Source organism: Lactiplantibacillus nangangensis (assembly GCF_005405065.1).
GTDB lineage: Bacteria > Bacillota > Bacilli > Lactobacillales > Lactobacillaceae > Lactiplantibacillus > Lactiplantibacillus nangangensis.
In genome coordinates this window covers 62,098-88,417 of the sequence record NZ_BJDI01000003.1, presented here as the reverse complement: position 1 = coordinate 88,417, position 26,320 = coordinate 62,098, and the positions used below count along the sequence as shown (strand labels likewise).

The following is a 26,320-nucleotide window of genomic DNA, read 5'->3' as shown; positions in this document are numbered from 1 at the left end:
TTTGAGGAGGTATCCACCCATGGGGGCATGGCGTTTTTGGGCTCACGGCTCACGACGATTCTTTAAAAATTGGGGCAGTTATGTGGCCCTAATTTTTGGCACCAATCTGGTTATCAGTTATTTAGCTGTGCCAATTTTCACCTGGCTATTAGAGCAACTCTTAAAATGGCAAGGGGTCAGTTACGTTTCCTATACGAATGTCGGCAACATTTTAGTCCGGACGCCACTGGCCGCAGTTGGCATGTTGCTGTTGTTACTGGCGGTAATTATTTTGGTCTACTGGCAATTTGCCTTTTTATTGCTCGGCATTATTAATATTATTAAAGGCCGGCCACAAACGGTGCGAGCTGTCTTGCGCGACACCGTTACCAGTTTGAACCATACCTCAATTGGGACGTTTATTTTCTTTATTGGCTATTTTATGGTCATCTTGCCGTTTGGCAGCTACATCTTTACGACCCCGCTACTCAATAAAGCTCAAATTCCCGCTTTTATTGTCAGCTTTCTCCTAGATAATCCCTGGATGGCGGCGGGTTTGGCGCTATTCTACGTTGGTGCCGGCTACGTTGGGATTCGACTGATCACGTTATTACCACTGATGATCATCGACCAAATGCCTTGGCGGCGTGCACTCAAAACCAGCTGGCAGCAGAGCGCCCATCGAACTTGGCGTTATCTATGGCATATTTTAGTCATTTTAGGCATGGTCACAGGACTCGTCGCGCTGGTCTACGCACTGCTTTATGGCTTACAATTGTGGCTCGATACGACTAAGTTTGCGATGGCTGGTGCAACACTCAACCTATTCATCATGGAAATCGTGACTGAAATCGTCATCTGTTACACCGCCGCCATTTTCATGATGTTCATTATTGCTTGTTACCGTCAAGATTTGACGTTACCTAGCCGCCCAACTTTAACCTTCAATGAACCGGCCAAACTCCGTCGCTGGACGCGTGGGACCGTGGCAACTGGCATGGTCGTTGTGAGTGGTTTATTGGTCGCATTCAATCTGATTTATTTGAACGGCCTGGCAATCACAAAACCCATCATGATCTCACATCGGGGCGTCGATGATGGCAACGGCGTTCAGAATACGATTCCGGCATTAATTAAGACTAGCCGTGAAAAACCAGACTACGTTGAAATGGACGTACAAGTCACCAAGGACCATCAATTTGTCGTCATGCACGATAACAACTTGAAAGCGCTTGCCGGCATCAAAAAGAAGCCCTATCAGCTCACTTTGAAACAGCTGAAACGCTTGACCGTTCACGAAAATGGCTATCAAGCCAAAATTCCAAGTTTTGACCAATACTTGCATGCTGCGCAACAACAGCATCAAAAATTACTGGTTGAAATTAAAACTACAAAAGGTTATTCGCGAGCGGATACGGCGCGGTTTATCAAGCTGTACGGACCGACCTTATTAGCTGATCACGACCAAGTGCATACTTTAAGTTACAAAGTCATGACCGATTTGAAGCAGCTAGATGGCACGCAATTTGTGAGTTACATCTTACCGTACAACCTGACGTTCCCGCACACGGACGCCAATGCTTATACGATGGAAGCCACAACGCTGAATGATCACTTCGTCGATAAAGCCGACCGTTTGAACAAAAAAGTTTACGCTTGGGACATCGATGATACCGACCTCATGGATCAAATGATGTTCATGGGCGTCAACGGTATTATCACGGATAACCTGCACGAAATGCAGACCGAAGCCAAGAAGAATACCGACCACCCAAGTTACGCCAAGCTACTGTTAACCTTTATGAACGAATTAAGTTTGACTAGTAGTGATTAATCACCAAAAAACCGCCATTGTTGTGTTTAGGCCAACAATGGCGGCTTTTTTGCGCTCAATCACTATTTTTTCTCAACTTTGACATCACATCAGTTTACTGGTGTGATTGTTTAAACGTTTAAAGTTGGGTCACATGATTACTTCTAAAACTGACTTTAATCAGTGCAACAACTACTCAAAACTGACTTTGACGCGTTTTCCCAGGGCATGCGTAATTTGAGCATACTTCACAAAAGACACATTGTCACCATGAGGATTCGTTCGTTCATCATCTCTTTAAACATTAACGATTGACCTAATATCCCCATCAGCATTAGTATGTGTCAAACATTTTGGAGGCAATAAAAATGAAATTCAAATTTCAAAAAAAATTTTATCGTAGCTTTAGATTCTGGATTTGTTTACTTCTCTTTATTCCTGTCCTAGTGCATTACAGTCATGGGTTCGAATCTACTACTGATATATTTTGGGCTATCTTTATTCTTGGTGTCTGTCTTTACGGCATGTTATCAGAACTATTCTTACAGAAAAAGAAGAGCTGACATCTAGATATAACCAGATGATTGGATATAAAAGCAGTCCAAACCAAAGATATTGCTATAGATTAATGGCGTGCTATACGTTGCCAAAAATAAAGCAAAAATTGTGAAATCATCATTGAAAAAACGGTGATTTCACAATTTTTTTATTCGATAGCTAAAGGTTGAAAATGCCAAATCTGTTATGAATGCAGTAATACTAGGAACTTACTATGTCCAACATCGGCTCACACGGATCATCACTCAAAGCAGTTATCTAGCTGTAGGTTGTTGTTGATGGCATCGGCCGTGTGGGTGGCGTTTGACCGGCGATTTGACACCGGTCTTACACCACCCACACGGCCGGGAGATTTGCGGTTTTTGCAAGGCTTCCGGGCAAGGGGCAAGACGTTTCTCGGGCTTGACCCGGTCCCTCGGCCGCATGTTATCAACAACAACCGGAAGCGGCAATCCCGCTAGTGCGCCCGCTTTTCAAATAACGTCGTACTATGCAATGGACTGCGTCGTTCTGGATACAATTGCATCATCAACTGGTTAACCGCATTCGGCGCTTCGCCAAAGCCACTGGCGATCAAGCCTAACTTACCAGGATAGGTGACTGTATCGCCAATCGCGGCAATCCCCGGAATATCCGTATTCATTTGCGTATCGACCGTAATTAACCGGTGCGTCATCGTGGGCGTCACTTGCCAGTTTCGAATCACTTTATTGTCCGCGATGAAGCCATAATTGACCAACAGACTATCCACTGCCAATTGTTCTTCGGCGGTACCGCGAACTTCTTTCATCGTTAAATTAAGTTGCCCGTTTGCTTGTTTTTCAAGTGCTTTGATCAAGAATGGCGTTTTTATCGTCACACTAGAGGCTTTCAATAGATCAACACTATGCTCCATCCCCCGGAATTGCTCACGACGATGCATAATGTAGACTTTTTTGGCGACTGGTTCCAGCATCAGAGCCATATCAATCGCCGAATCCCCACCACCAGCAACCAATACGACTTGGTCCTTAAATTGGGCAAGGCTTGGAATATGGTAAAACAGTTGTTGCCCTTCAAATTGGGCCGCATTATCGACGGCTAATTTGCGTGGCTGAAAGGCTCCACTCCCCGTCGCAACAATAATGGCTTTCGATTTTGAGGTCGTGCCATCACTGGTCGTCACTGTGAAATCACCCATCGTCCCGGTGACATCCGTGACTGCCCGATTGAGCTGGACATCGATTGGAAATTGGCTCATTTGGGCCGTCAATTGTGCGACTAAATCCCGAGCACGAATCGCTGGATAACCAGCAATATCGTGAATCATTTTTTCAGGATATAAGGCTTGAACTTGCCCACCTAATTCTGGCAAACTCTCTAATAATTGGACTTTAGCATTTCGCATGCCGGCGTAAAAGGCCGCAAACATCCCCACTGGGCCACCGCCAACAATCGTTAAATCGTACTCTGAAGTCATTCGTCAACCAACTTTCTCAATGATGCACTTATTAGCCTTAATTCTAGTGGATAACTAGTCCTTTTGCAAAAACATTTTCCTGATTTGACGCTATAATGATCAAAGGTTCCGTAAACTCAGGAGGTGGTCCCATGCAACGTCGAAATATCATCCGTTTAATGGCTTCAATCAGTACGGTCATCGTTGTCGGGAGCGGCGCCTACTGGCAACATCGCATGCGGCCCCTCACGACCGTTCGAGTTCATGAAACAACGATTCCCACGATTTTCATCGGCGGCGACTACGCTAAAGCTTTCTCTACCAACGGCTTCGTCCATCGTTTTAGTGAGACCAAGTTGATGACGAAGACCTTAGTTGTCCATGTTGGGCGCCAAGGCCAAGTTCGGGTACAACAGTTTGCACCGCTGCGTCACAACCCCACCATCCAAGTAATTTACGCTGACAATCATCACGCGAACTTGCAGGCCAAACAACTCGTCAAAGTCATGCACATTTTGAAGCAGCGTTACCATGTGACACGCTACGATGCAGTCGGCCATTCTTCTGGTGGCAATATTATTTTCGACTATTTAACGCGGACACCGCAAGCCCACCAACCGCAAATCCATAAATTTGTCACGCTGGGGTCGAACTATCCAGGTTCCAGCGCCGCCATCAAAAAGTTGCCACCCCAACTGCCCGTACTCAATATTGCGGGCCATTTATGGGAAACTGGCGGTGACGGGACGGTCACGCTCAAATCGGTGCTCGCCTTCAGCCAAGTCTTAAAGCGCGACGACTTCCACCCCCAGACCCGCGTCATCCAAGGCGGCTTGCTGACAGCAACGCACTCCATGTTGCACATCAACCCACAAGTTGACCGCGACATCATCACCTTTTTATACGGCCACTAAACGGCTTGAAAGGCCCGCATAAAGTCCGAGTCTGGTGAGCCAGCTTCAAATGTTGCTCGATCAACGCTAGCTTTGATTTGGTGATCCGCCAGCCACAATACCTGGTAATTAGGAAAAGCTGCCAAATCACGGACGTCATGTGTAATCATCAAATAGGTCCGATCCGGATGAGCACGCATAGTCGCAAACAGCGTCGCGGCATGTTGGCGATCAATCATGGCGGTCGGCTCATCTAAAACCACCAGTTCACGATCAACTTGTAAAAATAGGAGTAATTGAACGAGTTTACGCTGACCACCAGACAACTCACGATAATGTTTGGCCCAGATTGGCGTCAAAAAAGCCAAGGTCGGCGCATCTACCAGCGGCTGCAACTTCGCCAAAGTAAGATGCCGTTGACCAGTCTCAATGCCAAGCACGAGCGCTGCCACATCACTGACCCGAATCGATGTCAACATTGGTAATTGTTGATTAAGATAGAGACTCGTTAATGACGGCGTTATCTGGCCTTTAAACGGTCGCAAGCCCAATAAAATATCCGCTAGCGTGGTTTTACCAGCGCCATTTTGACCAATCAAGAAGTTCACTTGATGTTCTGGTAGCTCAAAAGATAACTCGTCAAAGAACGGCTGATTCCCCCGTGGAAAGGTATAACTCAACTGACTAATTTTCATTTATAAGCCCTCCGTTGGTAACAATTGTAAGTGGCGATACCCCAACCAAGCAATCAGACTCAATCCGACTAGGGCCACCAAATAACTTGGCAAGAAAGCCCCCCAGTTGCCCGTCACGAAGACATTAAAACAATTCAATACCAAATAGACGGGACTGAGTACGTTGGCGATAATATTTGTGAGCGACACGTTCAACCAGTTGCCGATTGTGACTGAACCAATCATTACCGCTAACGTGACCACATTGATCACGCCATTGACCGTCTGGTAGCGCATCTGAAAGCTCAAAATCGGTAAGCAGTACCCCCAAATCGGCACACTCACTAATAACAACACGCCCCATAGCCGCCAGAGGACTGCCCAAAGTTCCAGCTGCCAGACAATGGCGCTCACGCCTCCGACCAAGCCTAAAATCACGACTAAAATTCCTAGATTGACCAGCGCTTTGCTCACAATAAAAACGCTTGGATTAACGACTAGTGAGGCATATTGTTTCAGATAACCTTGCTCCCGCAACAAGGCGACTTCCCCCACCATGACGATCGTATTCGACATGATAATCCAAGCCACAAATGGCATCACATGTGCCGTAAATTGCGTCAAACTCAGTGGCTTAAACAACTCATCCTTTAAATTCAGTACTAAGAAGAAAATTGGTAGCCCAACCGTGTAAATCATCACACTAACGTTATCTAACATGACCTTAAAAAAATAACGCGTGTATAGCCAAACTTGCACACCATATTTTTGCATAGACTCACTCCCACAAGCATTAATCAAATTATCATTTTGTAATCTTTTTTTAATAATACTAGTTTTAAATGTGGCTATCAATGTCAGTGGCAAATTCAATCGGACTGCCAGCGAAAAATCGGCCACTAATTTGATTGATGATTTGATTAACCATAGTTATTGTAAATGAATGGTTAGTTCCCAAATAAACCTTTTAACCAGAACTCAATTGTACAATCGTGGTAAATTTTGGTTGCCGAGCGTGGGGAGACACTTGACACTCAGTTTTTACTTGGAGGAAGCGATAGACATGCGAAAATTTTGGCAATGGTTATTGTTAGCGGTGACCGGAATCACCTTGATGATTCTGAGTCCCCCAATCATTGGTCAAGCCCGCGAAATTACCACGGTCACTGGCCTCGATGCCAACAGTTGTGTCATTAAAGATGAACAAGGTAACGTGTACTCCCATACCGCCACCTTATCACCAAAAGTACACTATATTCTCAATTATCACTGGGCCATTCCGAACAACGAGTCGATCAAAAGCGGCGACACCATGCACTTCTATGTGCCAGACAATGTCACCATCGTTGGCGATCGTAGTTTTCCAATGGTCGGCACTGGTGGGATTGGGACTCTAGGCACAGGCACGATTGACTCTGGGTCACGGGTTGGGCTCATCACCCTCAACAGCTACTTGGAATTTGGTCTAGGTCGCAGTGGCTGGTTACGCTTAAACATTTATCCAGTAACCACCCCACCGACAACGCCCACCCCAGCACCTGAAAAGCCGATTGCGATGACCAAATCCGCCAGTTGGGCAGAGCCAGATAATTTTACCAAGATCAATTGGCAATTAGCCGTCAATGCCAACGGGAACACCTTAGTTAACCCTGTAATTGTGGACCAACTTAGTGCAAACCAGACGTTTGTTCCTAATAGTACCGTCGTCAAAAGTGCGACTGGTCAAGACTTACCATCAGCGACCGTCGTTAACGGTACCCGGATCACCTTTCAAATTCGAACCACGGTCGTTGGTAATTTCACGCTCAGCTATCAAACGACGCCAAATAACCCGACCCAAGCGACAACGCGAACCGGCGCACGTTCGGAAGATTTCGAAAATGTTGCCACCTATTCCGATGATAACGGCCACGATGCTTCTGCCAACGCTGAAATCACACGAGACGATGAAACCTTGGAACCGGATGAGGACCTTAACCCTGGAACGGAAGAACCTGAACAGCCAAACACTGAAGAACCTGGGACCGAACCTCCTGCTCAGACCAATCCCATCGCAATGACTAAAGCCGCCAGTTGGGCCGATCCTAACGATTTAACTAAAATCAACTGGGATCTCAACGTGACTGCCAATGGCAATCAACTCGTCAATCCTGAAATTATTGACCGGCTGAGCCCGAACCAGTCGTACTTGGCTGGCAGTGCTAAAGTCTTTGATAGCACTGGTCAAGCCGTCCCGGTGAGTGTTGATTACGTTGGAACTGAAGTCACTTTCAACGTCAAGGGAACGTACCTCGACCACTTGCGCGTAACCTATCAAACGACGACTGATTCGCCTTCTGGCGGTGAAACCTTTGACAACGCCGCCGTTTATCAGGACGATGCTGGTAATCGTGCGCAAGCCACTGCCAAAATTGAACGTGAGGGCGAACCGGAAGCGCCTGATGTCCCGGGTCAAACCGACCCAATCGCCATGACCAAAACGGCCGCTTGGACAGATCCTAATGATTTCACCAAGATCAATTGGGGCTTAAACGTCATTGCCAATGGCAACAAATTAGTCAATCCCGTGATCATCGATGAATTTACTAATAACCAGAGTTTTATCGATGGCAGTGTCAAAGCTGTGACTGCCAGTGGCACTGAAATTCCAGTGACTGCTAGTCTTAAAGGCGACGAGCTCACGTTTAAGCTGACAGGAACATTCAGTGAGAACTTGCAGATCACCTACCAAACTAGAACTGCTAGTCCAACTGGCGCAGCGATCTTTGACAACGCCGCCATTTATCAAGATGACGCCGACAACAATGCTGACGCTGAAGCCACCATTGACCGCGACGAAGCGGTGATTGAACCGGAAGATCCAGGACGTGAAACGATTGGCATGACAAAATCAGCAGCCTGGGCAGCGCCCAATAAGTTTACCCATATTAATTGGACGATCGCCATTGTCGCTAATGGCAATCAACTCGTTAATCCTAAGATTACCGACTTAATTAGCCAAGACCTCACTTACGTCGATGGCAGTGCTAAGGCAATCGACAGTGTCGGAACCGTCATTCCAGTCACTGCGACGGTTAGGGGTAACGAAATTGTCTTCCGCCTGGCTGGAACGTTTACCAAGGACTTCACGCTGACCTATCAGACGAAGACGATTACGGCAAGTGGTGCCGCGACCTACGCGAACGCTGCCATCTACGAAGATGACAATGGAAACGGTGGCTGTGCTAGTGCCACGATCGACCGACCTGATGAAGAGCAGCAACCAGCCCCTGAAAAGCCTAACGTCGAGGGACCTGACGATTCAGGCTCAACTGAAACCGAACCTGAACACGGAAATTCTGGTCAATCGACAGCACCGGCTAAACAACCGGCAGTCACTGGGTCAAATCCGGCTGGAGCTGTGACCCCCGCAGCAATCACTACGCCAAGCTCACAGCCAACCCCAAGTATGACCCCAACTGCTACGGACCAATCGCCAGCCAAAGCGACTTTGCCACAAACTAACGATCACATTAACCGTGGTTTAGGTTTGCTGGGGTTAGTCGGTTTAATTTTCTTAATCCTTATTGGTGTCGGAATTCATCGGCGAGCGGAACACTAATGACTTGTCGAAGCTCTGAAATCCCAAGCGTTTGAAACAAACAACGTCCTCACAATGATGTGTTTGCGCACATTATTGTGAGGACGTCTTTTTTAATTGATAATTACCAGTTGGGTTAATTCAGAGCTACTTGCTAACTTTTGATAATTCAACCACTATTTTAGATTATCAACTAAAAGTTGAAAGTGTCAAAGCTGCCATGAATCCAGTGATACTCGCACTAGTTATGCTTAAAATGGCCTCATACGGCTCTAGGCAGAATCCAGTCTTGCCGACACAGTACACCAATTTTGACCGACTCCGCTAAATTTAAACAGTTAACTAATCATTCAAAACAGCTGATTAGCTGTAGGTTGTTGTTGATGGCATCGGCCGTGTGGGTGGCGTTTGACCGGGGATTTTCCGGTCTTACACCACGGACCGGCCAGGAGATTTGCGGGTTTAGCAAAGTTTCCGGGCGAGGTTCAAGACGTTCCTCAGGCTTGAACCGGTCCCTCGGCCGCATGTCATCAACAACAACCGGAAGCGGCAATTTTCAATCTTTAGTTACCAATCAAAAATCACGATCAAATTCTAATTGTGTAACTAGAATTTGACCGTGATTACTTTTATCGTTTTAAATTTCATGAATTGCTTGGATTACACAACAGGCAATAGTATGACAGTTAAGCTGCCAAAACTAGTCTGTTTCACGATCGAGTTGATCCAAGGCAGTCTTTAACTGTGCTTGATTAGCCGCATCTAGTGACGGATAGGCTAACGGCAATTCGCTCAACCGGCGATTGATAATTTCTGAAACACAGAGCCGTGAATACCACTTACTGTCAGAAGGAATCACATACCAAGGAGTCGTTTTAGTGGCCGTATTCGTAATCGCATCATCATAGACACGTTGATAATCGTCCCAATATTTACGTTCACGAATATCAGCGGCCGAGAACTTCCAATTATGACTCGGCAATTCGATGCGGCGAATAAAGCGTTGTTTTTGTTCCGCTTTCGACATATGCAAGAAGAATTTCAACACTAAATAACCATTGTCTTGTAAATAATCTTCAAAATACCGCATGTCTTTAAAACGCCGGTTGAAAAACGCGTCATTCACTTGATCTGCCGTCTCAATGTGACCCACATGCTCATTCACGATTATTTCTGGATGAACCCGGCTAACTAACACATCTTCATAATAAGACCGATTGAAAATGCCAATCATCCCACGCTTCGGCACTTGTTCGTGGATTCGCCATAAATAATCATGCGCAATTTCTTTACTTGTCGGTTGTTTAAATGAAGTCACTTCACAGCCTTGTGGATTGACGCCACTCATGATGTGCGCAATCATGCTATCTTTGCCGGCTGCATCCATCGCTTGAAAGACGATCAAGACGCCATAGCGATCTTGCGCGTACAGTTTACCTTGAAGTTCGGTCAACTGCTTAATATTCTTGGCAATTTGTGCTTTGATGACCTTTTCATCATTATATTTTTCATCTGGACCCGTGGTGAGCGCCGTTAAACCTAATTTTTGTTTACCTGTATAACGATATTGTTTTTCAAAATTCACGACTGTCACATTCCCCTTTTACTGAAAATCAATCAAGGTTTTGATGGCCTTATGTTTCGCCATCTTGCCTGCCGTCACAGCTTTACCAATGGCAACCAGCAACAACGGCTCATAACGTGCAGTGTCCAAATTCAAAATTTGACTGAACGCAGCATGATCGAAACCCGTCATCGGGTTGGTGTCGTAGCCATGATCTTTGGCGGCCAACATAAATTGCATCGCCACCAGCCCACAATCCAACGCAGCGATATCTAAGTGTTCCTTGACACCAGTTTGTTGGGAGGGTAAGAATGGTTTCTTCTCAGCTAAGTTCTCACGATCATTGACAAATAACACAACGGCGCTGGCCGTCGTCAACTGGCTAATATTGCCAGTCGCGGTTGCCAATTGTTGCCGAATCATTGGTGATTCAATAACTAGTGCACGAATTGGTTGTAAATTTAAAGCACTTGGCGCCAAAAAGGCCGTTTTTAATAGCGCCTGCATCTCGGCATGTTTAATGGTCGTTACGCCATCAAACGTCCGCACAGAGTGGCGGGCGTTCATCACATCATTAATTGGCTGATTAGTTGTCATTCGTTTCACTTCCTTGTTTTCAAGTATAAGTCAGCGGTTACATTTTGACCAGTGAGGATTAGCGCCGAACGATTCCTAATTCTGTTTCAGCGTAATTCGTTATTCAACGTTGTCACCCCCGCTTGAAACGTTTACAATTAACTTAACCATTCAAGGCTGTCCGGACAATGAGGCCTGAAATTTAGGGAGGAATTTGCACATGGCAAAACGTAAAATGATTTTAGATTTGGATACGGGGATCGACGATGCAATGGCCATCGCGTATGCGGTCGGCGCACCAGATGTTGATTTGATTGGGATTATGAGTTCTTACGGCAACGTCGTCGTGGAACAAGCAGCCCACAATAGTTTACAAATTCTGGCATTATTAGGTGCCACGGACGTTCCGGTCTATGTCGGCGAACCACATTCAAGCACCACTGAACACTTTGATGTCATGGCGATTTCTCAACAAATTCATGGTAAGAACGGGATTGGTGAAGTGGCCTTACCAGACCCACAGCGCCAACCTGAAACGCAATCTGCCGTCGACTTCTTAATCGATGCCGCCCATCAATACGGCGCTGATTTGACTTTAGTCCCAACGGGTCCACTGACTAATTTAGCGGCTGCCTTGAAAAAGGCCCCTGAAATTGCGCACGAGATTGGCAATGTGACGATTATGGGTGGCGCTTTAACCGTTCCCGGTAATGTCAGCCATTACGCTGAAGCCAACATTAACCAAGATGCTGAAGCTGCTAACGCCGTCTTTACCAGCGACTTGAACTTAACGATGGTCGGCTTGGACGTCACGTTGCGAACCCTCTTAACGAAACATGAAACTGGTCAATGGCGTGACTTAAAGACCACTGCCGGTGAAAAATTTGCCGACATCGTTGACTATTACATTGCGGCCTACGATATTACTAGTCCCGACTTACACGGTTGTGCCTTGCATGACCCACTCGCCGTTGGGGTGGCGCTCGACCCTAGTTTCGTGACCACTTTAGGCCTCAACATGTACGTCCAAGACAGTGGCGAAGATTACGGTCGGACGATTGGTGACCCAGCACGCTTAGCTGATCCAGACACCAACATCACCGTCGCTTTGACCGTCGACAAAGATCGCTATCTCAAGACTTTCATGAGCTATTTGACTGACTTATTTAAACAACACTAATTATCAAATGAGACGACAAAAGCATGAGCGGATTGCCAAACTGACAGTTGCTCATGCTTTTTAATTTGTATTTTTAGATGATGCTTGCCGCATCCGGTCGCGGCTGATGACATGCGGTCGCGGGACCGGAGCCATCCTGAGAAGCGGTCTGCCCCCTCGCCCAGAACAATTGCCAAACCCGCAATTGTCCTGGCCGGTCCGTGGCGTAAGGCCGGCCATAAAACCAGCCGACCAAACGCCACCTTCACGACCGATGCCATCAGCCGGCGACCTCCTGCTAGTTAGTGATTTTAAAAATCAATCACAGTGATTAAAAATAACCATCAAGATTACCTAAGCACGAAACAACATTTTCCGTACCAATGGCAACACGATAACATCACGGATAAAATAGGCCATCGTTAGTGTTCCAAAGTAGCCCAAAATAAACTGTCCGAGTGTTAAGTGAAACAACGTCCCATTAATCAGTAGTGCCCGAGTACTCATCGTAAAGCTCATCATGAGTAACATCGTCCAACCGCGAATCGTCCCTGCTTTGATCCCAATCGCCTCTTGATTGGTCATACCCTTAGTCTGCCATTTGACCAACAACTGATTGAAACCGGCGACCACAAAGAAATTAAAGATAAAAGCAAAAACAATCGTCGGTCCTAATGCCAACCAAAAGACGTGCCACATTGGCCCATTAATTCCTTGATTGGTCGCCATCTTGACCCAGCTCATACTGCTGGCCATCCCAATACACATTAATAGTGTAAACAGAAACCGTTTTTTAAAACTCATTTTAAATGTCATTAATAAATTCTCCTCATAGTTGATAAAGCAACTATATTAGTATAGTCACATATAGTTTATTTGTCAACTATATGCTATACTACAATTAAAAAAGTGAGGTCCTCATTTTGGATATTGTTAGACTTGGAAAGTTTATCGGCGCGCTTCATCGTCGGTTTCAAACGGCTATGAATCATGAACTGGCGCTCCCTGACATCAATGCCAGTAATGCTAACTTTCTACTTTATATCGGTGAAAACAACCGCGTGACGGCCAAAGAAATTACGACCGAGCTTGCAATCAATAAAGGGTTGGTCAGTCGTGAAATGACCCGACTAGAAGCTGGTGGTTATATCACCAGACTCCCCGATGACACTGACCACCGCATCACTTGGATCAGCGTGACGCCCCAAGGACTGACAGCTTGCGAAACAATCCGTCAAATCAAACAGTCACTATGGGATCAAGTTCTCGACGACACCACGGACGCCGACTTAGAAACTGTCTTTACCCAACTCGCCACTTGGAGCGAAAAAGCCAAGCAATTCGACCAGACTAAATAGACGCTTATACTGCATCAACCGCCAAACTTTTCTTAAGTCCAGTAATACTGGCGTTTGGCATGTTCAAACAGACTCATGTGGCACATCATTCCGTCAGTCTTAACACCTGACTAATCACACAAAACAGCTGATTAGCTGTAGGTTGTTGTTGATAGCATCGGCCGTGTGGGTGGTGTTTGACCGGCGATTTTCCGGTCTTACACCACGGACCGGCCGGGAGATTTGCGGGTTTAGCAAAGTTTCCGGGCGAGGGGCTAGACGCTTCTCAGGCTTGCCCCGGTCCCTCGGCCGCATGTTATCAACAACAACCGGAAGCGGCAATAATCGCCTAATGACTAACGCAGTAGAATTTCAACCTTTAGCACATCAACTAAAATAAAATCCCAAGAGATTAACTAAATCGTTAACTTCTTGGGATTTTATTTTAATTATGAGTATAGTTATATGACTAAAAACAAGATTACCGCTACAATTGTCACCTAAATCCAGCCAATGGCCTTTAACCCATTAGCGATGCCGTCATGATTGCAATCGGTCGTAACCCGATCCGCATGCGTCTTCACTTCATCGGACGCATTGCCCATTGCAATCCCGATGCCCGCGCTGGCCAACATTTCACGGTCATTTTGACCATCGCCAAAAGCAACGACATCCGCTGGGGCCACATTTAAGGCTTGCGCCAACTTCGCGATACCTTGAGCTTTTGAACCAACTTTAGGAATAATATCAACGCCGCGTTCGTGGAAACGGACAAATGAAAATTCATCGGGATGTGGTAATAGCTTATCTTGGTCCACATCATAAAACATCATAGCTTGATAAACATCATGGGTTAAATGATACTCAGGATCATAGTCCATCTCAGGTGCTCGGAATGTGTCCAAAACTTCCTGTGTTTGCATCGACGGATGACTGTGCGCATGTAACCCATCAATGGATTCCACTACGATATCAATATGCACACGATCAGCCGCATCGATTAATTTCGTCATATTTTCCCGTGACAAGGTATGTTGATGCACTTGTTCATGATTGGCAAACGCTGCTGAACCGTTGCACAACACAAAGTCGCGTAGGTCTAACTCTTGAATAACATCTTTAGCCATCGCGTAGTTGCGGCCTGTCGCAATTGCCACATTAATTTCTTGTTGCTTTAATTTTTCAATACTCGTAATTGTACTTGGTAATAATTTTTTATTGGTATCTAACAATGTATCATCGATATCAAAAACCGCTAATTTCGCACCCATCAAATGAAACCTCCAGCTTACCGCTTAATAAATTCAGATTTAATCAACTTATGCGTAGTCGATTGGCCCGTCGCCAACCGAAACGCCGCCTGTCCTAGGGCTTCTAAGTGATGATCAATCGTTGAAAATTTTAATAATCGACTTGATAATAAGTTTTCTTGTCCAATCACGGGGATTGGTTCCAAGCCATGATCTGTATAATATTGTTGCACCCCAGCGGCAATGTCATCGCCATTGGCAAAGATTGCATCCTCAGCCGGATCTAATTGTGCAAAATACGCCCCGGCCCGGTAGCCATCTTCATATTTAACCGCGCCCGTAAACAAATCCCGGTCCGCTAAATGACCATAGACCTGTTCATAAGCTTGCCGCGTGATTCGCGTACTGGCACTGATCACATTGTTGCGGCTCAACACGACTCCCATCTTCTGATAACCGTGCTGTTTTGCCCAAGTTAAAGCGCTGACAAATGAGTCCAGCCGATCGGTGTAAGCCGCCGCTAACGGCCGGTCCGCACCTGGATCTTCGCAACAAACAATTTGTCCGTACTTGCGATACCGCTCTAACGTCTCTAACTGACTGCTCCGCGACGTAAAAATCAACCCATCATAGGCCTTACTTCGTAGTTGGTCCAAATATTGCCGCTCGATGGTCATATCATAATTGGTTGGGAGCAATGTGATTTTGTAACCGGCTTCAAAAGCCGCCATCACAATACCGTCGATGACCCGTGCAAAGTACGGATGATTGGCATAAGGTAAGACGACGCCAATCGTTTTAGTTTGACCTTTGCTCAAATCACGTGCCACCCGGTTCGGCACGTAATCCAAATCGTGCATGATTTTTTCCACCTTCGCGCGCTTGTCATCCGCAACATATTTCTGATGGTTAATCACGCGCGAAACGGTTGAAACCGAATAACCGGATAAACGTGCAATATCATGAATATTTGTCATTGATTTTCAGCCCCTATCCTATCTATTCTACCGTTAGCATGCGCTAGTTGCACGCAAAATTAGGCCAAACAACTGACGACTCGCTCAATCAATCAATCAGGTATCACTACCATAATTTATGAAACCGGTCCCAGGTCAACCCTTTTTGACTTGCACATTAGTGGTAATTCCGTAAAATAGCCCTTGAGAGGTGCTTACATGTTAATCTTAGATGCGCTTAAACAACAAACTGACTTTACAACGACTGAAAAACGGCTGGCCGACTATATCTTAGCCAACTTACCAACGCTCGCTAATCTCTACATTAAAGATTTGGCAGCTGCAACTTATACGTCACACTCCGCTATCATTCGCCTAGCGCAAAAACTAGGTTATCGTGGTTTTCGTGATTTCCAGCATGCCCTAACTGTCGCGGCAACGGCACAAGCTCAGGCTTTGACTGCGGTGGATGCTAACTTCCCTTTTAAAGCAGATGATACGGCAGCCAGTATCGCAAAAAAGCTGGCGGCCCTAAACGTTAGCACTATCCAGACCACATACGCCCAAGTTGACGAGATCCAGTTAACAGCCGCTGCCAAATTACTCGCTCACGCTGAACGCATTTTCTTATTTGCACAAGGTGATTCACAATTACGCGCGCGAAGTTTTCAAAATAAACTTGTCAAAATTAATAAGTTTGCCATGATTGCGGAAGAATATGGCGACGAAGCGTGGCAGGCGGCAAACTTATCAGCCAACGACTGCGCCGTCTTTATTTCATACGCCGGTACGACGACCACTCATCAACAGTTCGCAACGTATTTTCAACAGCAACACATTCCGAGCATTCTCATCACTGGTAATGCGCAATCGCCATTGATTCGGACGACAACGCAACAATTACTAGCTGTGTTACCCGAAACGACCTTTGCTAAAGTCGGCACTTTCGCGTCACAAGCGGCTTTTGAATACTTATTAGATACCTTATTCTCGTTGCTTTACGTGCAAGATTATCGTCACAATTTGTTGAAATTACAACGCAACCAAGGTCTCATGCAAAATGGCCCCTTACAGACTAAATAAAAAAGTTCTGTGCGCCAATGACACAGAACTTTTTCGTCATTCATTGAGTCTAACCTAGCTCGATCCCGGCATCTGCTAAAGCCGCGTCAACGACACCCATCACGGTCTTGGAATGTTGTAACTGCTGCTTCACAAAAGTCATATCGTGGGTTGCCACGACTTGTTCGAACTTTGCGAATTCCGCAAACATCCGGTGGGGATGCCGGTTTAAGGCTAATGCTTGTGGCTCACCACCATTGGCAGTTTCCGTGAAACTTTCAACGGTATTGGTGGGCCCAGCCACCACGATCGACCCTTGATTTCCTTGTAAGGTAGATTTAATGGGCGCATCACAATCTTTGGCGCCGATGCAAACAACTTTGGTCTCTGGGTATTCCAACGTCAACACACCCGAAGTATCAATCCCACGTTCAACGTTCGCCGCATAATGTACCGCAGTGGGCGCACCCAACAAGCCCACCACAAAATGAATATTATAAATATTCAAATCCATCAAGGCGCCACCACCAAGTTTTGGATTGAAAGCTGGCAAAATAATGTCCTGCTTAAACCGGTCATAACGTGAGGAATATTGTGAATAATTACAATCAACGATTTTTAAGTCCCCTAGCTGGGGTAAATCAGCCTGAATCCGTTGGTAGTTTGGCAAATATTGATTCGTAATCGCTTCAATCAAGATTTGGTCTTTTTCAAGAGCGAGTTTTTCAAGTTCCGCCAACTGCTCCTCATTCAACGTGAAAGGCTTTTCACAAATGACATTTTTGCCTGCCATTAAAGCCTGTTTACTAAAGGCATAATGTAATGAATTGGGCAACGCCACATAAACGGTATCGACATTTGGATCAGCCAACAGTTCTGCATAATCCGTATAAACTTGTGCAATCTCATAATTAGTTTGTAAGTCGTGAGCGTGTTCAACACTGTGCGGCGTACTCAAAATTGCTGTGAGCTTAATCGCTGGTAAGTCACCGATCATGGTTAAAAAGTCCTCGACAATTTTACCAGTCCCTAAAATTCCTAATTTCATTTCATCGCCCCTAACGTTTAACTTGCTGAATACCTTTTTCGAGCATTTCAAGTTGTAAAATGGTTTCTTCATCCTTAACCGTCTTCGGTTGGCCATTGATAATTGCCTCATACAGACCAGCATAGACCCGACTGTAGTCACCAACTTCAGAAACGACTTTTTCCTCATGGTACTGATCAGCTTGGTCCATATAAGTTAACGTGCCATAATCTTCTGGCCGGTCAATCCCAAAATCAGCGTGACTTGGCATGTAGAAATGTTTCAAATCAGTTTCTTGCCGATCTTTCGCCGCCTTTTCAAACATACCTTTTTTACCATAAACCACAAAGCTTGGCCGCGGCTTGATCCGAAAATAACTAGATTTAACCGAAACCTTCAAAGTCCCATAATACAAATCCAGATCAAAATAATCATTCATTCGATTGGGCCCTAATAACTGCCGAACATCATAATGGACATCATCCGGTCGACCAAAGTAAGAGATCACTTGATCGAGGGTATGGCAAGCATGACCGTATAAATAGCTCGAATTCAATGAAAAATGGTCAACACTTGCTGGCACTTCTGGACGGAAATAGTCAAAGGACATTTCGAGTTCCAACAAGTCACCGAGTTTACCACTTTCAATCACCTTTTGAACCGTTAAGAAATCCGAATCGTAGCGCCGATTTTGATAACACTGAATCAACAAGCCTTTTTCTTTAGCGAGGGCAAACAATTCCTTAGCTTCCGCCGCGGTCTCAGTGAAAGGCTTCTCAACCAATGCGTTCTTGCCGTGATTTAAAACATCTTTGGCTAATTGATAATGCGTGCTGCTGGGCGTAGAAACCACGACCAATTGAATCTCCGGATCATTATAAATATCATTGATATCGGTCGTATAATGCACGCCCACAATTGGCGTCCAATCTTGTCGACCTGACCGCGAATAAATCGTTTTAACTTTGATCTTATCCTTTAATTTCAATGCGAATGGTAAATGATACCGATTCGCACTCTTCCCATTACCGATGTATGCAATTGTTAACATGTAAAGCCCTCCAAATGAAATTGATACCTTTATTACTTTTGGTGCTAGCTAGTTAAATTGCCACTCTGGTTGGTCCAGAATTGGCTGGAACGTGGTGGCCACGTTTGGAAGCCAAAAAGCGGTCTTCCAAGCCGGGCTTTATCTAAGTCGGAAAATCACCGACTAAGATAAATAACACCACTGAGCCAATTCTAGCCCGCCCGACGTTAATTAACGGCTATTAAAAAAATTAATGATTGATTATTTTTAATTCAGTTATTTAGCCGAGAGGTTGGTTGCTAAAATGCTCAGCCGTGTCGTTGGCCTTAGTGCGAGTGGTCTGCTCGGACTTAGGCCAAGGCCAGTTTTGAAGACCGCTTTTTGGCTTCAAAATGGCCCATGGCGTTCCAGCATTTTAGCAACCAGCCGACAGGCGGCAATTTCAACTAACACCAAATATACCTTTATTATACCGGGTACAACGACTAATCCAAGCGCTTTCACCTAAATCGGTCGCCATGTTCAAAATTTGAACCATCAGTCGCTGATTCTTAAACATGCGGTTCAACACGCGAATAATAGGCGATTATGATGGATTGCGGTACAATTAGACAAATTAACTAATGTAAGGGGGATAACGGTTTGCAAACCGTCTTCTTAGTACTACTCTTGATTGCAGCGGTCGTCGCTGCTAACGCGGTCTATTCCCGATTCACATTACTCCCAGTCGCCTTTCTCCAAATTGCGGCTGGCCTAATGCTTTCGCTGATCCCGCTCTATCAAAATTTTGAACTTGAACCAGAAGTTTTTTTGTTCGTGATTATTTCCGTCCTAATGTTTAATGATGGTCAGAATACCAACATGCGCAAATTGTCGCATCAATTACGGACGACCCTATCGTTGGCCATCGTCTTAGCAATCATCACGATTTTAGTCGTGGGACTGGTGACCCATTGGCTGGTGCCAGCCTTTTCGCTCGCCTTGGCCCTAGCTTTAGGGGCAATCATCACCCCAACCGACGCCGTGGCCGTTTCTTCGATCACCTCGAAAATTTCTGTGCCCAAAGATGTCATGGACACTTTGGAAAATGAATCGCTATTCAATGATGCTTCCGGCATCGTTGCCTTCAACTTAGCTATCGCCGCACTCGTTACTGGAAAATTTTCTGTTTGGAGTGGTATCGGCAGCTTCCTGTATGTCTTTGTGGGTGGCATTATCGTTGGTGGTATTTTAGGTTACTTCATCGTGGCCTTACGAATCATGCTAATTAATATGGGGGTCGACACGCCATCCGTGGTGGTACCGTATACCCTGTTGACACCATTCGTCGTCTACTTTCTAGCTGAAGGACTTGGGGTTTCCGGTATCTTGGCCGTGGTCGCAACCGGGTTGATTCACGGCGTTCAACAGAAACGACTACGTTTAACAACGTCGCGACTTCAAATCGTCATGTCCACGACCTGGTCGATCATCGCCAGCATTTTAAACGGACTCGTTTTCGTGCTGCTAGGGGTCTCGCTACCAAGCGTCATCAGCCACCTACAGCAACGCGATACCGGTTCAGTGGCAATTCTCGTTGGGCTAGGTTTACTCTTGTACGTCGTCATGACTACCGTCCGCTTCGTCTGGATTCAACTCGGTTTTGCCCAAATTCGTGCTTGGACTCACCGTGAAAAGACCCTTAACAGTTTAGTGGCGGCGTTAAGCGGTGTCCACGGCACGATTACACTTGCGATGGCCTTTTCCTTACCACTCACGCTGGGCCGCCAAGCGTTCACCTACCGCAACGATATTATTTTCATCGCTGCCGTCGTCATCCTGACCAGTTTACTCGTCCCAACGATCATCTTGCCATTGTTACTACCGAAACAAGTTGAAAAAGTTAGCGATGAAGACCTCACTCAGGTCAAAGGTGAGATGGTCACTAGTGCCATCAAATTAATTTCTGCACGCTATGGCGACACGCCTAGCGCCAGCGAAGTCATTGCAATCCTCGAAGGCCAACGAGCAGTTGACGCACGCCCCGACCGTGCGCAACTCAACAAACTTTTTAATGAGTGTTACAACATTGAACAACAAACTGTTGAACAGCTCATTGCTACTGGCGAGATCGACTCCGGTATTGGTGAACAATACTTGCGGGTCAGTCGGTCTCGTCTTCAAAATCAACAGTCTTTTTGGCAGCGATTATGGCTCTTCTTTAAGTTCATCATTCTTGGTCGTTTCTCATTCTCTAAGAAGGCCCGTATGCAACGCAAAGCCATGCATCAGTTCAAGCATAGTGGCATGACCCGTGAGCAATTGATCGAACGAAACCGTAACATGTGGCGACAGATGCGAGCGGCTGAAAAAAAGCCTTACCATGCCGTCGTTGATTATTTAAATAGCCAATACAATGATTGCAATCACCAAGCAATCAGTATCGTTCGTCGTTCCTACGATCAACGACATCAACGTTTATCTGGCACTCGAGACTTGCAAGAAGCCCAAAATGAACTGTTGATTGAAGCTTTTCAGCTTGAATATAACTTTATTCAAACTCAGCTGGCAGCTAAGCAAATCAGCCATGACCTGGGTAACCAACTCTATGAACAAATTTCAACTGATCAATTAGTTTATCTCCAATCAGTCAACGACGATTAAAGCCTGCGATAACAGGTGGTCAGCTTGTGAGCATTAACGTATAAACAGCGACTATTCCTAGTTTTGGAATAGTCGCTGTTTCTGGGTTAAGCGGAGCAAGCTGCCTGTTGTCACACGTTTCGGCTATAAATAGGCGGCATCTTCAAAAACGTCTGGCTGATTTTTAATACACTTTCTTTACACAGTTGCTATCAAATCTCGACATTCCGCGCGTAAGCTAGGCACTAAACTTAATCACGGAGGCGTATTATGCAACATTTTATCACGACCGACGACCTATCATTAACAGCAACTAAGACCCTAATTCAACGTGCACAAGCCATGGCAACCACGCCTGCTGACTTCCAAAGCTTAGCGAAGCACCGGCAATTAGCCACGCTCTTCTTCGAACCGAGCACCCGAACCCGTTTAAGCTTTACTTCCGCCATGCATGGTCTCGGTGGGACCGTACTGGGTTTCGAGTCCAGCAGCTCGACCTCGACAGCGAAGGGCGAGACCCTAATCGATACGATTCGGGTCGTTTCACAATATGTCGATATCATCGCTTTACGTCATCCACAAACAGGTGCCGCCGCACTTGCCGCCAAATACGCCAGTGTGCCCGTTATTAATGCCGGTGACGGTTGTCATTTGCATCCCACCCAAACGTTGGCAGACTTAACGACCATCGATCAATTCAAACACCGTCTCGATCACCTCACCATTGCCTTCGCAGGTGACCTCAAATATGGCCGCACCGTCCATTCACTCGTCCAAGCCTTGATGCGCTATGGTCAAAATCGCTTCATTTTCATTTCGCACCCCGCTTTAAAAATTCCGGTCACATTGCGAGCACAACTGACTGCCCAGCACATCGACTTTGAAGAAATCAGTAATTTCGATGATTGTCCTGACGTACTCGATGTTCTCTACATGACGCGCGTTCAGGCGGAGCGCTTTGAAACCGCAACCGATTACGATGCCGTCAAGAATGCGATTCAGCTTACCCCCGCTCAAAGTCGGTTCCTGACACCTGAGACGCTATTACTACATCCGCTTCCCCGTGGTCAGGAACTCCCGACTTGCTTTGATACTTGGCCGCAAGCCCACTATTTTGATCAAGTAAAAGCTGGCCGGTTTGTCCGTATGGCTTTAATCGAGTACTTGCTCACCCACAACCATTAGTAACGTCACTAACACTACCAACTGTGCTGAACTGCCTTGATTGAACAAATCAGGTAGACTGAAAGCAATCAGTTAAATGGTGGGATGAGCTGGGTGAATTTTAGCTTAAAGGACGAATTTTAGCTTTCCACGAGCACATTTGCTAGCGACTTTCACCAACTCATCCGCTTTGCTGTGACTGCCCAAGACTGGTCAATATCATCAGAAGGGCTTCTGGCCACAACGCTAACTAATCGACTGAAATCACCTGATTTAATGTGATTGTCTGTTGATTAGTCCGATTTTTTCGTAACGGCATGGCACCAGGAAAAGCCAATGTCAGTTACCACGCGATTGTGTTTGCCACTAGTATCGCCATCGTTGATATTTTTCAGTTAATTTCAATATCTTATCTGGGCGAACTTACAGCCATCACAGCAAGGATTACCCATGTACGCAGTCGATGCCGATAAGTGACAATGATGGTCGTCATTAGTGGACTATACCTCCTCGTCAGTCTGACAGTCCCCCATCTGATGCGCCTAATGATTGTTGCAGGTCTAACTTTTCGTCACATCACGCTACAACCCATGTGGCAATTTAAGCGACCACCATTTAATTGAAAAGGTCATTTTTTAACTAAATCAGGACTAGCTGTCGCCACTGACAATTAGTTCTGATTTTTTGACGAATAAGACTTGTGTTAGACCTACTCGAAGGTGCTAAGCTATGGTCATAAACTTAATGATCATTTGAAAGTGAGCGATGAACTAATGGAAACACCAATTTTAAACACGATCAATTCGCCAGCCGACTTAAAGAAATTAGCGCTGCCCGAATTAACCCAACTTGCAGCCGAGGTTCGAACCCTCCTGCTCAATAAAGTCAGTCAAACTGGCGGTCACGTCGGTCCAAATTTAGGCGTCGTTGAACTAACGATCGCCTTTCACACCATCTTCAATTCACCAATTGATAAAGTTGTGTGGGACGTCTCTCACCAATCTTACACGCATAAAATTCTGACCGGTCGGAAGCAAGCTTGGCTTGATCCAGCCCACTATGACGACGTTAGTGGCTATACGGCCCCTGAAGAAAGTCCGCACGACTTCTTCAACATTGGGCATACATCAACGTCAATTGCCCTCGCGACTGGGATGGCCGTCGCCCGTGACTTACAACACCAGACCGGCAACGTCATGGCGGTCATTGGTGACGGCTCGCTCTCTGGCGGTTTAGCCCTTGAAGGCCTTAACACAGCGGCTACCCTGAGCTCAAATTTAATTATTTTGGTTAACGACAATGGCGTGTCCATCGCCGAAGATCACGGTGGCCTGTACGGCAACTTGAAATTATTACGCGACACTAATGGACAAGCTGAAACGAACCTCTTCAAGGCCATGGGACTCGACTATCGATACGTCGCTGACGGCAATGATCTCGCAACCATGTTAGCGGCCTTCAAAACCATCAAAGATATCGACCACCCCATCGTATTACACGTTCACACGGAAAAGGGACATGGCTATGCGCCAGCCATCGCCAACAAGGAAGCCTTTCATTGGCATGTGCCATTTGACTTAAAGACTGGTGAAACCTTGGCACCGAAAACAGGTGAAAGCTATAACGACGTCATCCACACCACGCTGGAAAACGAATTAACTGAACAAAAAACGCCACTAACTGCGATTACCGCCGCCGTGCCCGGAATTTATGAGCTGAAACGATTCGGTCGGCGCCATCCAGAACGCTACTTTGATGTCGGTATCGCTGAACAAGAATCCATCAGTTTTGCGGCTGGTCAAGCACAGCAAGGCTTGCGGCCAATCGTCTTCCACTCTGGGACGTTCCTACAGCGGGCGTATGATCAACTGTCCCATGATCTCGGGATCAATCAGTTGCCGGTCACAATCATGGTCGCTGGTGGCAGCATCAGCGCTGGCGACCCGACCCACCAAGGGACTTTTGACATTGCGATGCTCTCAAATATTCCTGGCCTAACGTACTTGGCGCCAACGACGAAAGAAGAACTCGCCGCCATGATGCACTGGGCACTTCACCAAAACCAAGGACCGGTCGCGATTCGCGTTCCTGGTAATGGCGTGCATTCCGCCCCACTCGCCAACTTTGAACCCGCACGGATGCTGACCATTCACGCTGGTCAGAAAGTGGCGTTACTCGGCGTTGGCAGTTTATTGCCATTGGCTGAACAAACCCAGCAAGCACTTTTGGCCCACGACATCGACGCCACTGTGATTGATCCACGAAACTTATCAACCTTGGATACAACTACTTTGGCTAGCTTAAGCGCCAACCATCAACTAGTTGTTACCCTGGAAGAAGCTAGTTTGAGCGGCGGTTTCGGCGAAAAGGTAGCCCGTTACTACGGTAATACCGCTGTGCATGTCCTCAGTTTCGGTGCGGCCAAACGGTTTAACGACCGCGAAACATCGGCTGAACTCTGGCACGAGGCTAAGTTGACGCCTGAACAACTCGTGAGTGAAATTACTAAACAATTCTAATCAAAAAATGCGCCGCAAGGTTTAACCCGTTGCGACGCATTTTCTTATTCAGCACAATCGTCACGGTCCGAAATAATCTCGTGACCAACATCCGAACCCCAATCAAGCGTCCAAATTGCAATCAATTGACATCCCAACCGTCCTTCCACATACTTAGCCTATGCAAAATTAAGGAGGTCATTTTATGCCCAGCAAAACAGCGTTACTGATTATTGATTACACAAATGATTTTGTGGCTGATAAAGGTGCCCTAACTTGTGGTGAACCGGGTCAAGTTTTAGCGCCAGCCATCGTTAAGCTTGCCGAAGCCATGTTCAAACAAGACGATTGGATTTTACTACCAACCGACGTGCACACGCCACATGATCCCTATCATCCTGAAAGCAAGTTGTTTCCACCGCATAATGTTCGCGACACTTGGGGACGGGAATTATATGGCCCCTTAAAGCCTTGGTTTGAAGCCCATCAAGCGCAACCAACCGTTTGGCAATTCGACAAAACCCGCTATAGTTCCTTTGCTGGAACCGATTTGGATCTACGCTTACGCGAACGGGGCATCACAACACTGCATTTAGTCGGCGTCTGTACTGATATTTGCGTCTTACACACTGCGGTCGATGCTTATAATCTTGGCTACCAGCTAGTCATTCATGAAGCGGGCGTGGCGAGCTTCAATCCGACTGGTCATGACTGGGCACTGGGCCATTTTAAAAACAGCTTAGGTGCATCGGTCGTTTAACTTTTCATAGTGTCCATTGTATTCTGTTCGGATTTCCCTATACTTTTAATTAAGGGGGAATTATACATGACAACTAACTCAACTGCAGCGAGTTTAATGCAAGCAATCAGTACGGCGGACAATGATCCAGAGATCAAGGGGAACGCCGAACTGAATCAGCTCTTGCTCAAACATGCCACCCAACTTGAACAAGGCCGCGATTTTCAACAAGTCGCTGGTGACTTGAATCAAGCCCTACGTGTCTGGGGAATGGCACACTTACACGGCCCCAAAGCGCTTGATCCACTTTACCAAGCGACTGTCGCCGCTGCACCCGGCATTTCAGCGCAAAAGCCCTATGCCGCACCATCAAACCACTAAAACAAAAAAAAGCCTGAGAT

The 26,320-nt window shown here is 46.2% G+C and carries 22 protein-coding genes; 11 read left to right on the top strand and 11 right to left on the bottom strand.

The features are described 5' to 3' along the window. Positions 1-19 precede the first annotated feature (19 nt). Complete coding sequence (locus FFM70_RS03660; RefSeq protein WP_137615496.1) at positions 20-1,813, top strand: glycerophosphoryl diester phosphodiesterase membrane domain-containing protein; 1,794 nt, start codon at positions 20-22, stop codon at positions 1,811-1,813. 994 nt (positions 1,814-2,807) lie between these two features. Here the strand turns inward: FFM70_RS03660 and FFM70_RS03655 are convergent. Continuing rightward, complete coding sequence (locus tag FFM70_RS03655) at positions 2,808-3,809, bottom strand: NAD(P)/FAD-dependent oxidoreductase (RefSeq protein WP_137615495.1); 1,002 nt, start codon at positions 3,807-3,809, stop codon at positions 2,808-2,810. A 131-nt stretch (positions 3,810-3,940) separates the two neighbouring features. Here FFM70_RS03655 and FFM70_RS03650 point away from each other — a divergent pair, with 131 nt between their 5' ends. Next, positions 3,941-4,702 carry an alpha/beta hydrolase gene (locus FFM70_RS03650; RefSeq protein ID WP_137615494.1) on the top strand — a complete coding sequence of 254 codons (762 nt, stop codon included), beginning with the start codon at positions 3,941-3,943 and terminating at the stop codon, positions 4,700-4,702. Here the strand turns inward: FFM70_RS03650 and FFM70_RS03645 are convergent. Continuing rightward, entirely contained in the window at positions 4,699-5,376 is a 678-nt protein-coding gene (locus FFM70_RS03645; protein WP_137615493.1) for an ATP-binding cassette domain-containing protein, read from the bottom strand. The two genes, FFM70_RS03650 and FFM70_RS03645, sit on opposite strands and share 4 nt — an antisense overlap. Further along, entirely contained in the window at positions 5,377-6,129 is a 753-nt protein-coding gene (locus FFM70_RS03640) for a hypothetical protein (RefSeq protein ID WP_137615492.1), read from the bottom strand. It lies immediately after the preceding gene. A gap of 289 nt (positions 6,130-6,418) precedes the next feature. Here FFM70_RS03640 and FFM70_RS03635 point away from each other — a divergent pair, with 289 nt between their 5' ends. After that, complete coding sequence (locus FFM70_RS03635) at positions 6,419-8,956, top strand: Ig-like domain-containing protein (RefSeq protein ID WP_171002287.1); 2,538 nt, start codon at positions 6,419-6,421, stop codon at positions 8,954-8,956. Between the two features lie 679 nt (positions 8,957-9,635). Here FFM70_RS03635 and FFM70_RS03630 read toward each other — a convergent pair. Then, positions 9,636-10,520: a polyphosphate kinase 2 family protein gene (locus FFM70_RS03630; RefSeq protein WP_137615490.1), complete on the bottom strand. Its 885-nt coding sequence runs from the start codon at positions 10,518-10,520 to the stop codon at positions 9,636-9,638. Between the two features lie 18 nt (positions 10,521-10,538). Next, positions 10,539-11,096, bottom strand: a complete 558-nt coding sequence (locus FFM70_RS03625; RefSeq protein ID WP_137615489.1) for a nitroreductase family protein — start codon at positions 11,094-11,096, stop codon at positions 10,539-10,541. 199 nt (positions 11,097-11,295) lie between these two features. On the opposite strand from FFM70_RS03625, the gene FFM70_RS03620 reads away from it, so the two are divergent. Beyond that, positions 11,296-12,255, top strand: a complete 960-nt coding sequence (locus FFM70_RS03620) for a nucleoside hydrolase (RefSeq protein ID WP_137615488.1) — start codon at positions 11,296-11,298, stop codon at positions 12,253-12,255. Here FFM70_RS03620 and FFM70_RS03615 read toward each other — a convergent pair. Both FFM70_RS03615 and FFM70_RS03610 read right to left on the bottom strand, forming a co-directional pair. Beyond that, positions 12,252-12,515: a hypothetical protein gene (locus FFM70_RS03615; RefSeq protein WP_137615487.1), complete on the bottom strand. Its 264-nt coding sequence runs from the start codon at positions 12,513-12,515 to the stop codon at positions 12,252-12,254. The two genes, FFM70_RS03620 and FFM70_RS03615, sit on opposite strands and share 4 nt — an antisense overlap. A gap of 73 nt (positions 12,516-12,588) precedes the next feature. After that, positions 12,589-13,050: a hypothetical protein gene (locus FFM70_RS03610; RefSeq protein ID WP_137615486.1), complete on the bottom strand. Its 462-nt coding sequence runs from the start codon at positions 13,048-13,050 to the stop codon at positions 12,589-12,591. A gap of 107 nt (positions 13,051-13,157) precedes the next feature. Here FFM70_RS03610 and FFM70_RS03605 point away from each other — a divergent pair, with 107 nt between their 5' ends. Beyond that, complete coding sequence (locus tag FFM70_RS03605) at positions 13,158-13,592, top strand: MarR family winged helix-turn-helix transcriptional regulator (protein WP_137615485.1); 435 nt, start codon at positions 13,158-13,160, stop codon at positions 13,590-13,592. Between the two features lie 479 nt (positions 13,593-14,071). On the opposite strand, the gene FFM70_RS03600 is transcribed toward FFM70_RS03605, so the two are convergent. Together FFM70_RS03600 and FFM70_RS03595 are read right to left on the bottom strand one after the other, a co-directional pair. Further along, on the bottom strand, positions 14,072-14,842 hold the full coding sequence (locus FFM70_RS03600; protein ID WP_137615484.1) for an HAD family hydrolase: 771 nt from the start codon (positions 14,840-14,842) through the stop codon (positions 14,072-14,074). A 17-nt stretch (positions 14,843-14,859) separates the two neighbouring features. After that, positions 14,860-15,798: a LacI family DNA-binding transcriptional regulator gene (locus FFM70_RS03595; RefSeq protein ID WP_137615483.1), complete on the bottom strand. Its 939-nt coding sequence runs from the start codon at positions 15,796-15,798 to the stop codon at positions 14,860-14,862. A 198-nt stretch (positions 15,799-15,996) separates the two neighbouring features. On the opposite strand from FFM70_RS03595, the gene FFM70_RS03590 reads away from it, so the two are divergent. Beyond that, positions 15,997-16,860 carry a MurR/RpiR family transcriptional regulator gene (locus tag FFM70_RS03590; protein ID WP_137615482.1) on the top strand — a complete coding sequence of 288 codons (864 nt, stop codon included), beginning with the start codon at positions 15,997-15,999 and terminating at the stop codon, positions 16,858-16,860. Between the two features lie 49 nt (positions 16,861-16,909). On the opposite strand, the gene FFM70_RS03585 is transcribed toward FFM70_RS03590, so the two are convergent. Together FFM70_RS03585 and FFM70_RS03580 are read right to left on the bottom strand one after the other, a co-directional pair. Next, the gene (locus FFM70_RS03585) at positions 16,910-17,887 is read right to left on the bottom strand and encodes a Gfo/Idh/MocA family protein (protein WP_137615481.1); all 978 of its coding nucleotides are present in this window, start codon (positions 17,885-17,887) and stop codon (positions 16,910-16,912) included. Positions 17,888-17,897: 10 nt separating this feature from the next. Further along, complete coding sequence (locus tag FFM70_RS03580) at positions 17,898-18,917, bottom strand: Gfo/Idh/MocA family oxidoreductase (protein ID WP_137615480.1); 1,020 nt, start codon at positions 18,915-18,917, stop codon at positions 17,898-17,900. 621 nt (positions 18,918-19,538) lie between these two features. Between FFM70_RS03580 and FFM70_RS03575 the strand changes: the two genes are divergently transcribed. The 5 genes from FFM70_RS03575 to FFM70_RS03555 all read left to right on the top strand — a co-directional run bounded on the left by FFM70_RS03575 (position 19,539) and on the right by FFM70_RS03555 (position 26,300). Beyond that, a complete protein-coding gene (locus tag FFM70_RS03575; RefSeq protein WP_137615479.1) occupies positions 19,539-21,539 on the top strand; it encodes a Na+/H+ antiporter in 2,001 nt (666 codons plus the stop codon). A gap of 249 nt (positions 21,540-21,788) precedes the next feature. Beyond that, a complete protein-coding gene (gene pyrB / locus FFM70_RS03570; protein ID WP_137615478.1) occupies positions 21,789-22,703 on the top strand; it encodes an aspartate carbamoyltransferase in 915 nt (304 codons plus the stop codon). A gap of 752 nt (positions 22,704-23,455) precedes the next feature. Then, entirely contained in the window at positions 23,456-25,201 is a 1,746-nt protein-coding gene (locus FFM70_RS03565; RefSeq protein ID WP_137615477.1) for a 1-deoxy-D-xylulose-5-phosphate synthase, read from the top strand. Positions 25,202-25,385: 184 nt separating this feature from the next. After that, entirely contained in the window at positions 25,386-25,940 is a 555-nt protein-coding gene (locus tag FFM70_RS03560; protein ID WP_137615476.1) for a cysteine hydrolase family protein, read from the top strand. Between the two features lie 66 nt (positions 25,941-26,006). After that, positions 26,007-26,300 carry a bacteriocin immunity protein gene (locus tag FFM70_RS03555; RefSeq protein WP_137615475.1) on the top strand — a complete coding sequence of 98 codons (294 nt, stop codon included), beginning with the start codon at positions 26,007-26,009 and terminating at the stop codon, positions 26,298-26,300. The last annotated feature ends 20 nt before the right edge of the window (positions 26,301-26,320 follow it).

Bases quoted from the DNA above. Each gene is read 5' to 3' on its own strand.
- FFM70_RS03660 (WP_137615496.1), top strand. From the start codon at position 20: ATGGGGGCATGGCGTTTTTGGGCTCACGGCTCACGACGATTCTTTAAA.
- FFM70_RS03655 (WP_137615495.1), bottom strand. From the start codon at position 3,809: ATGACTTCAGAGTACGATTTAACGATTGTTGGCGGTGGCCCAGTGGGG.
- FFM70_RS03650 (WP_137615494.1), top strand. From the start codon at position 3,941: ATGCAACGTCGAAATATCATCCGTTTAATGGCTTCAATCAGTACGGTC.
- FFM70_RS03645 (WP_137615493.1), bottom strand. From the start codon at position 5,376: ATGAAAATTAGTCAGTTGAGTTATACCTTTCCACGGGGGAATCAGCCG.
- FFM70_RS03640 (WP_137615492.1), bottom strand. From the start codon at position 6,129: ATGCAAAAATATGGTGTGCAAGTTTGGCTATACACGCGTTATTTTTTT.
- FFM70_RS03635 (WP_171002287.1), top strand. From the start codon at position 6,419: ATGCGAAAATTTTGGCAATGGTTATTGTTAGCGGTGACCGGAATCACC.
- FFM70_RS03625 (WP_137615489.1), bottom strand. From the start codon at position 11,096: ATGACAACTAATCAGCCAATTAATGATGTGATGAACGCCCGCCACTCT.
- FFM70_RS03620 (WP_137615488.1), top strand. From the start codon at position 11,296: ATGGCAAAACGTAAAATGATTTTAGATTTGGATACGGGGATCGACGAT.
- FFM70_RS03615 (WP_137615487.1), bottom strand. From the start codon at position 12,515: ATGGCATCGGTCGTGAAGGTGGCGTTTGGTCGGCTGGTTTTATGGCCG.
- FFM70_RS03610 (WP_137615486.1), bottom strand. From the start codon at position 13,050: ATGACATTTAAAATGAGTTTTAAAAAACGGTTTCTGTTTACACTATTA.
- FFM70_RS03600 (WP_137615484.1), bottom strand. From the start codon at position 14,842: ATGGGTGCGAAATTAGCGGTTTTTGATATCGATGATACATTGTTAGAT.
- FFM70_RS03595 (WP_137615483.1), bottom strand. From the start codon at position 15,798: ATGACAAATATTCATGATATTGCACGTTTATCCGGTTATTCGGTTTCA.
- FFM70_RS03590 (WP_137615482.1), top strand. From the start codon at position 15,997: ATGTTAATCTTAGATGCGCTTAAACAACAAACTGACTTTACAACGACT.
- FFM70_RS03585 (WP_137615481.1), bottom strand. From the start codon at position 17,887: ATGAAATTAGGAATTTTAGGGACTGGTAAAATTGTCGAGGACTTTTTA.
- FFM70_RS03580 (WP_137615480.1), bottom strand. From the start codon at position 18,917: ATGTTAACAATTGCATACATCGGTAATGGGAAGAGTGCGAATCGGTAT.
- pyrB (WP_137615478.1), top strand. From the start codon at position 21,789: ATGCAACATTTTATCACGACCGACGACCTATCATTAACAGCAACTAAG.
- FFM70_RS03565 (WP_137615477.1), top strand. From the start codon at position 23,456: ATGGAAACACCAATTTTAAACACGATCAATTCGCCAGCCGACTTAAAG.
- FFM70_RS03560 (WP_137615476.1), top strand. From the start codon at position 25,386: ATGCCCAGCAAAACAGCGTTACTGATTATTGATTACACAAATGATTTT.
- FFM70_RS03555 (WP_137615475.1), top strand. From the start codon at position 26,007: ATGACAACTAACTCAACTGCAGCGAGTTTAATGCAAGCAATCAGTACG.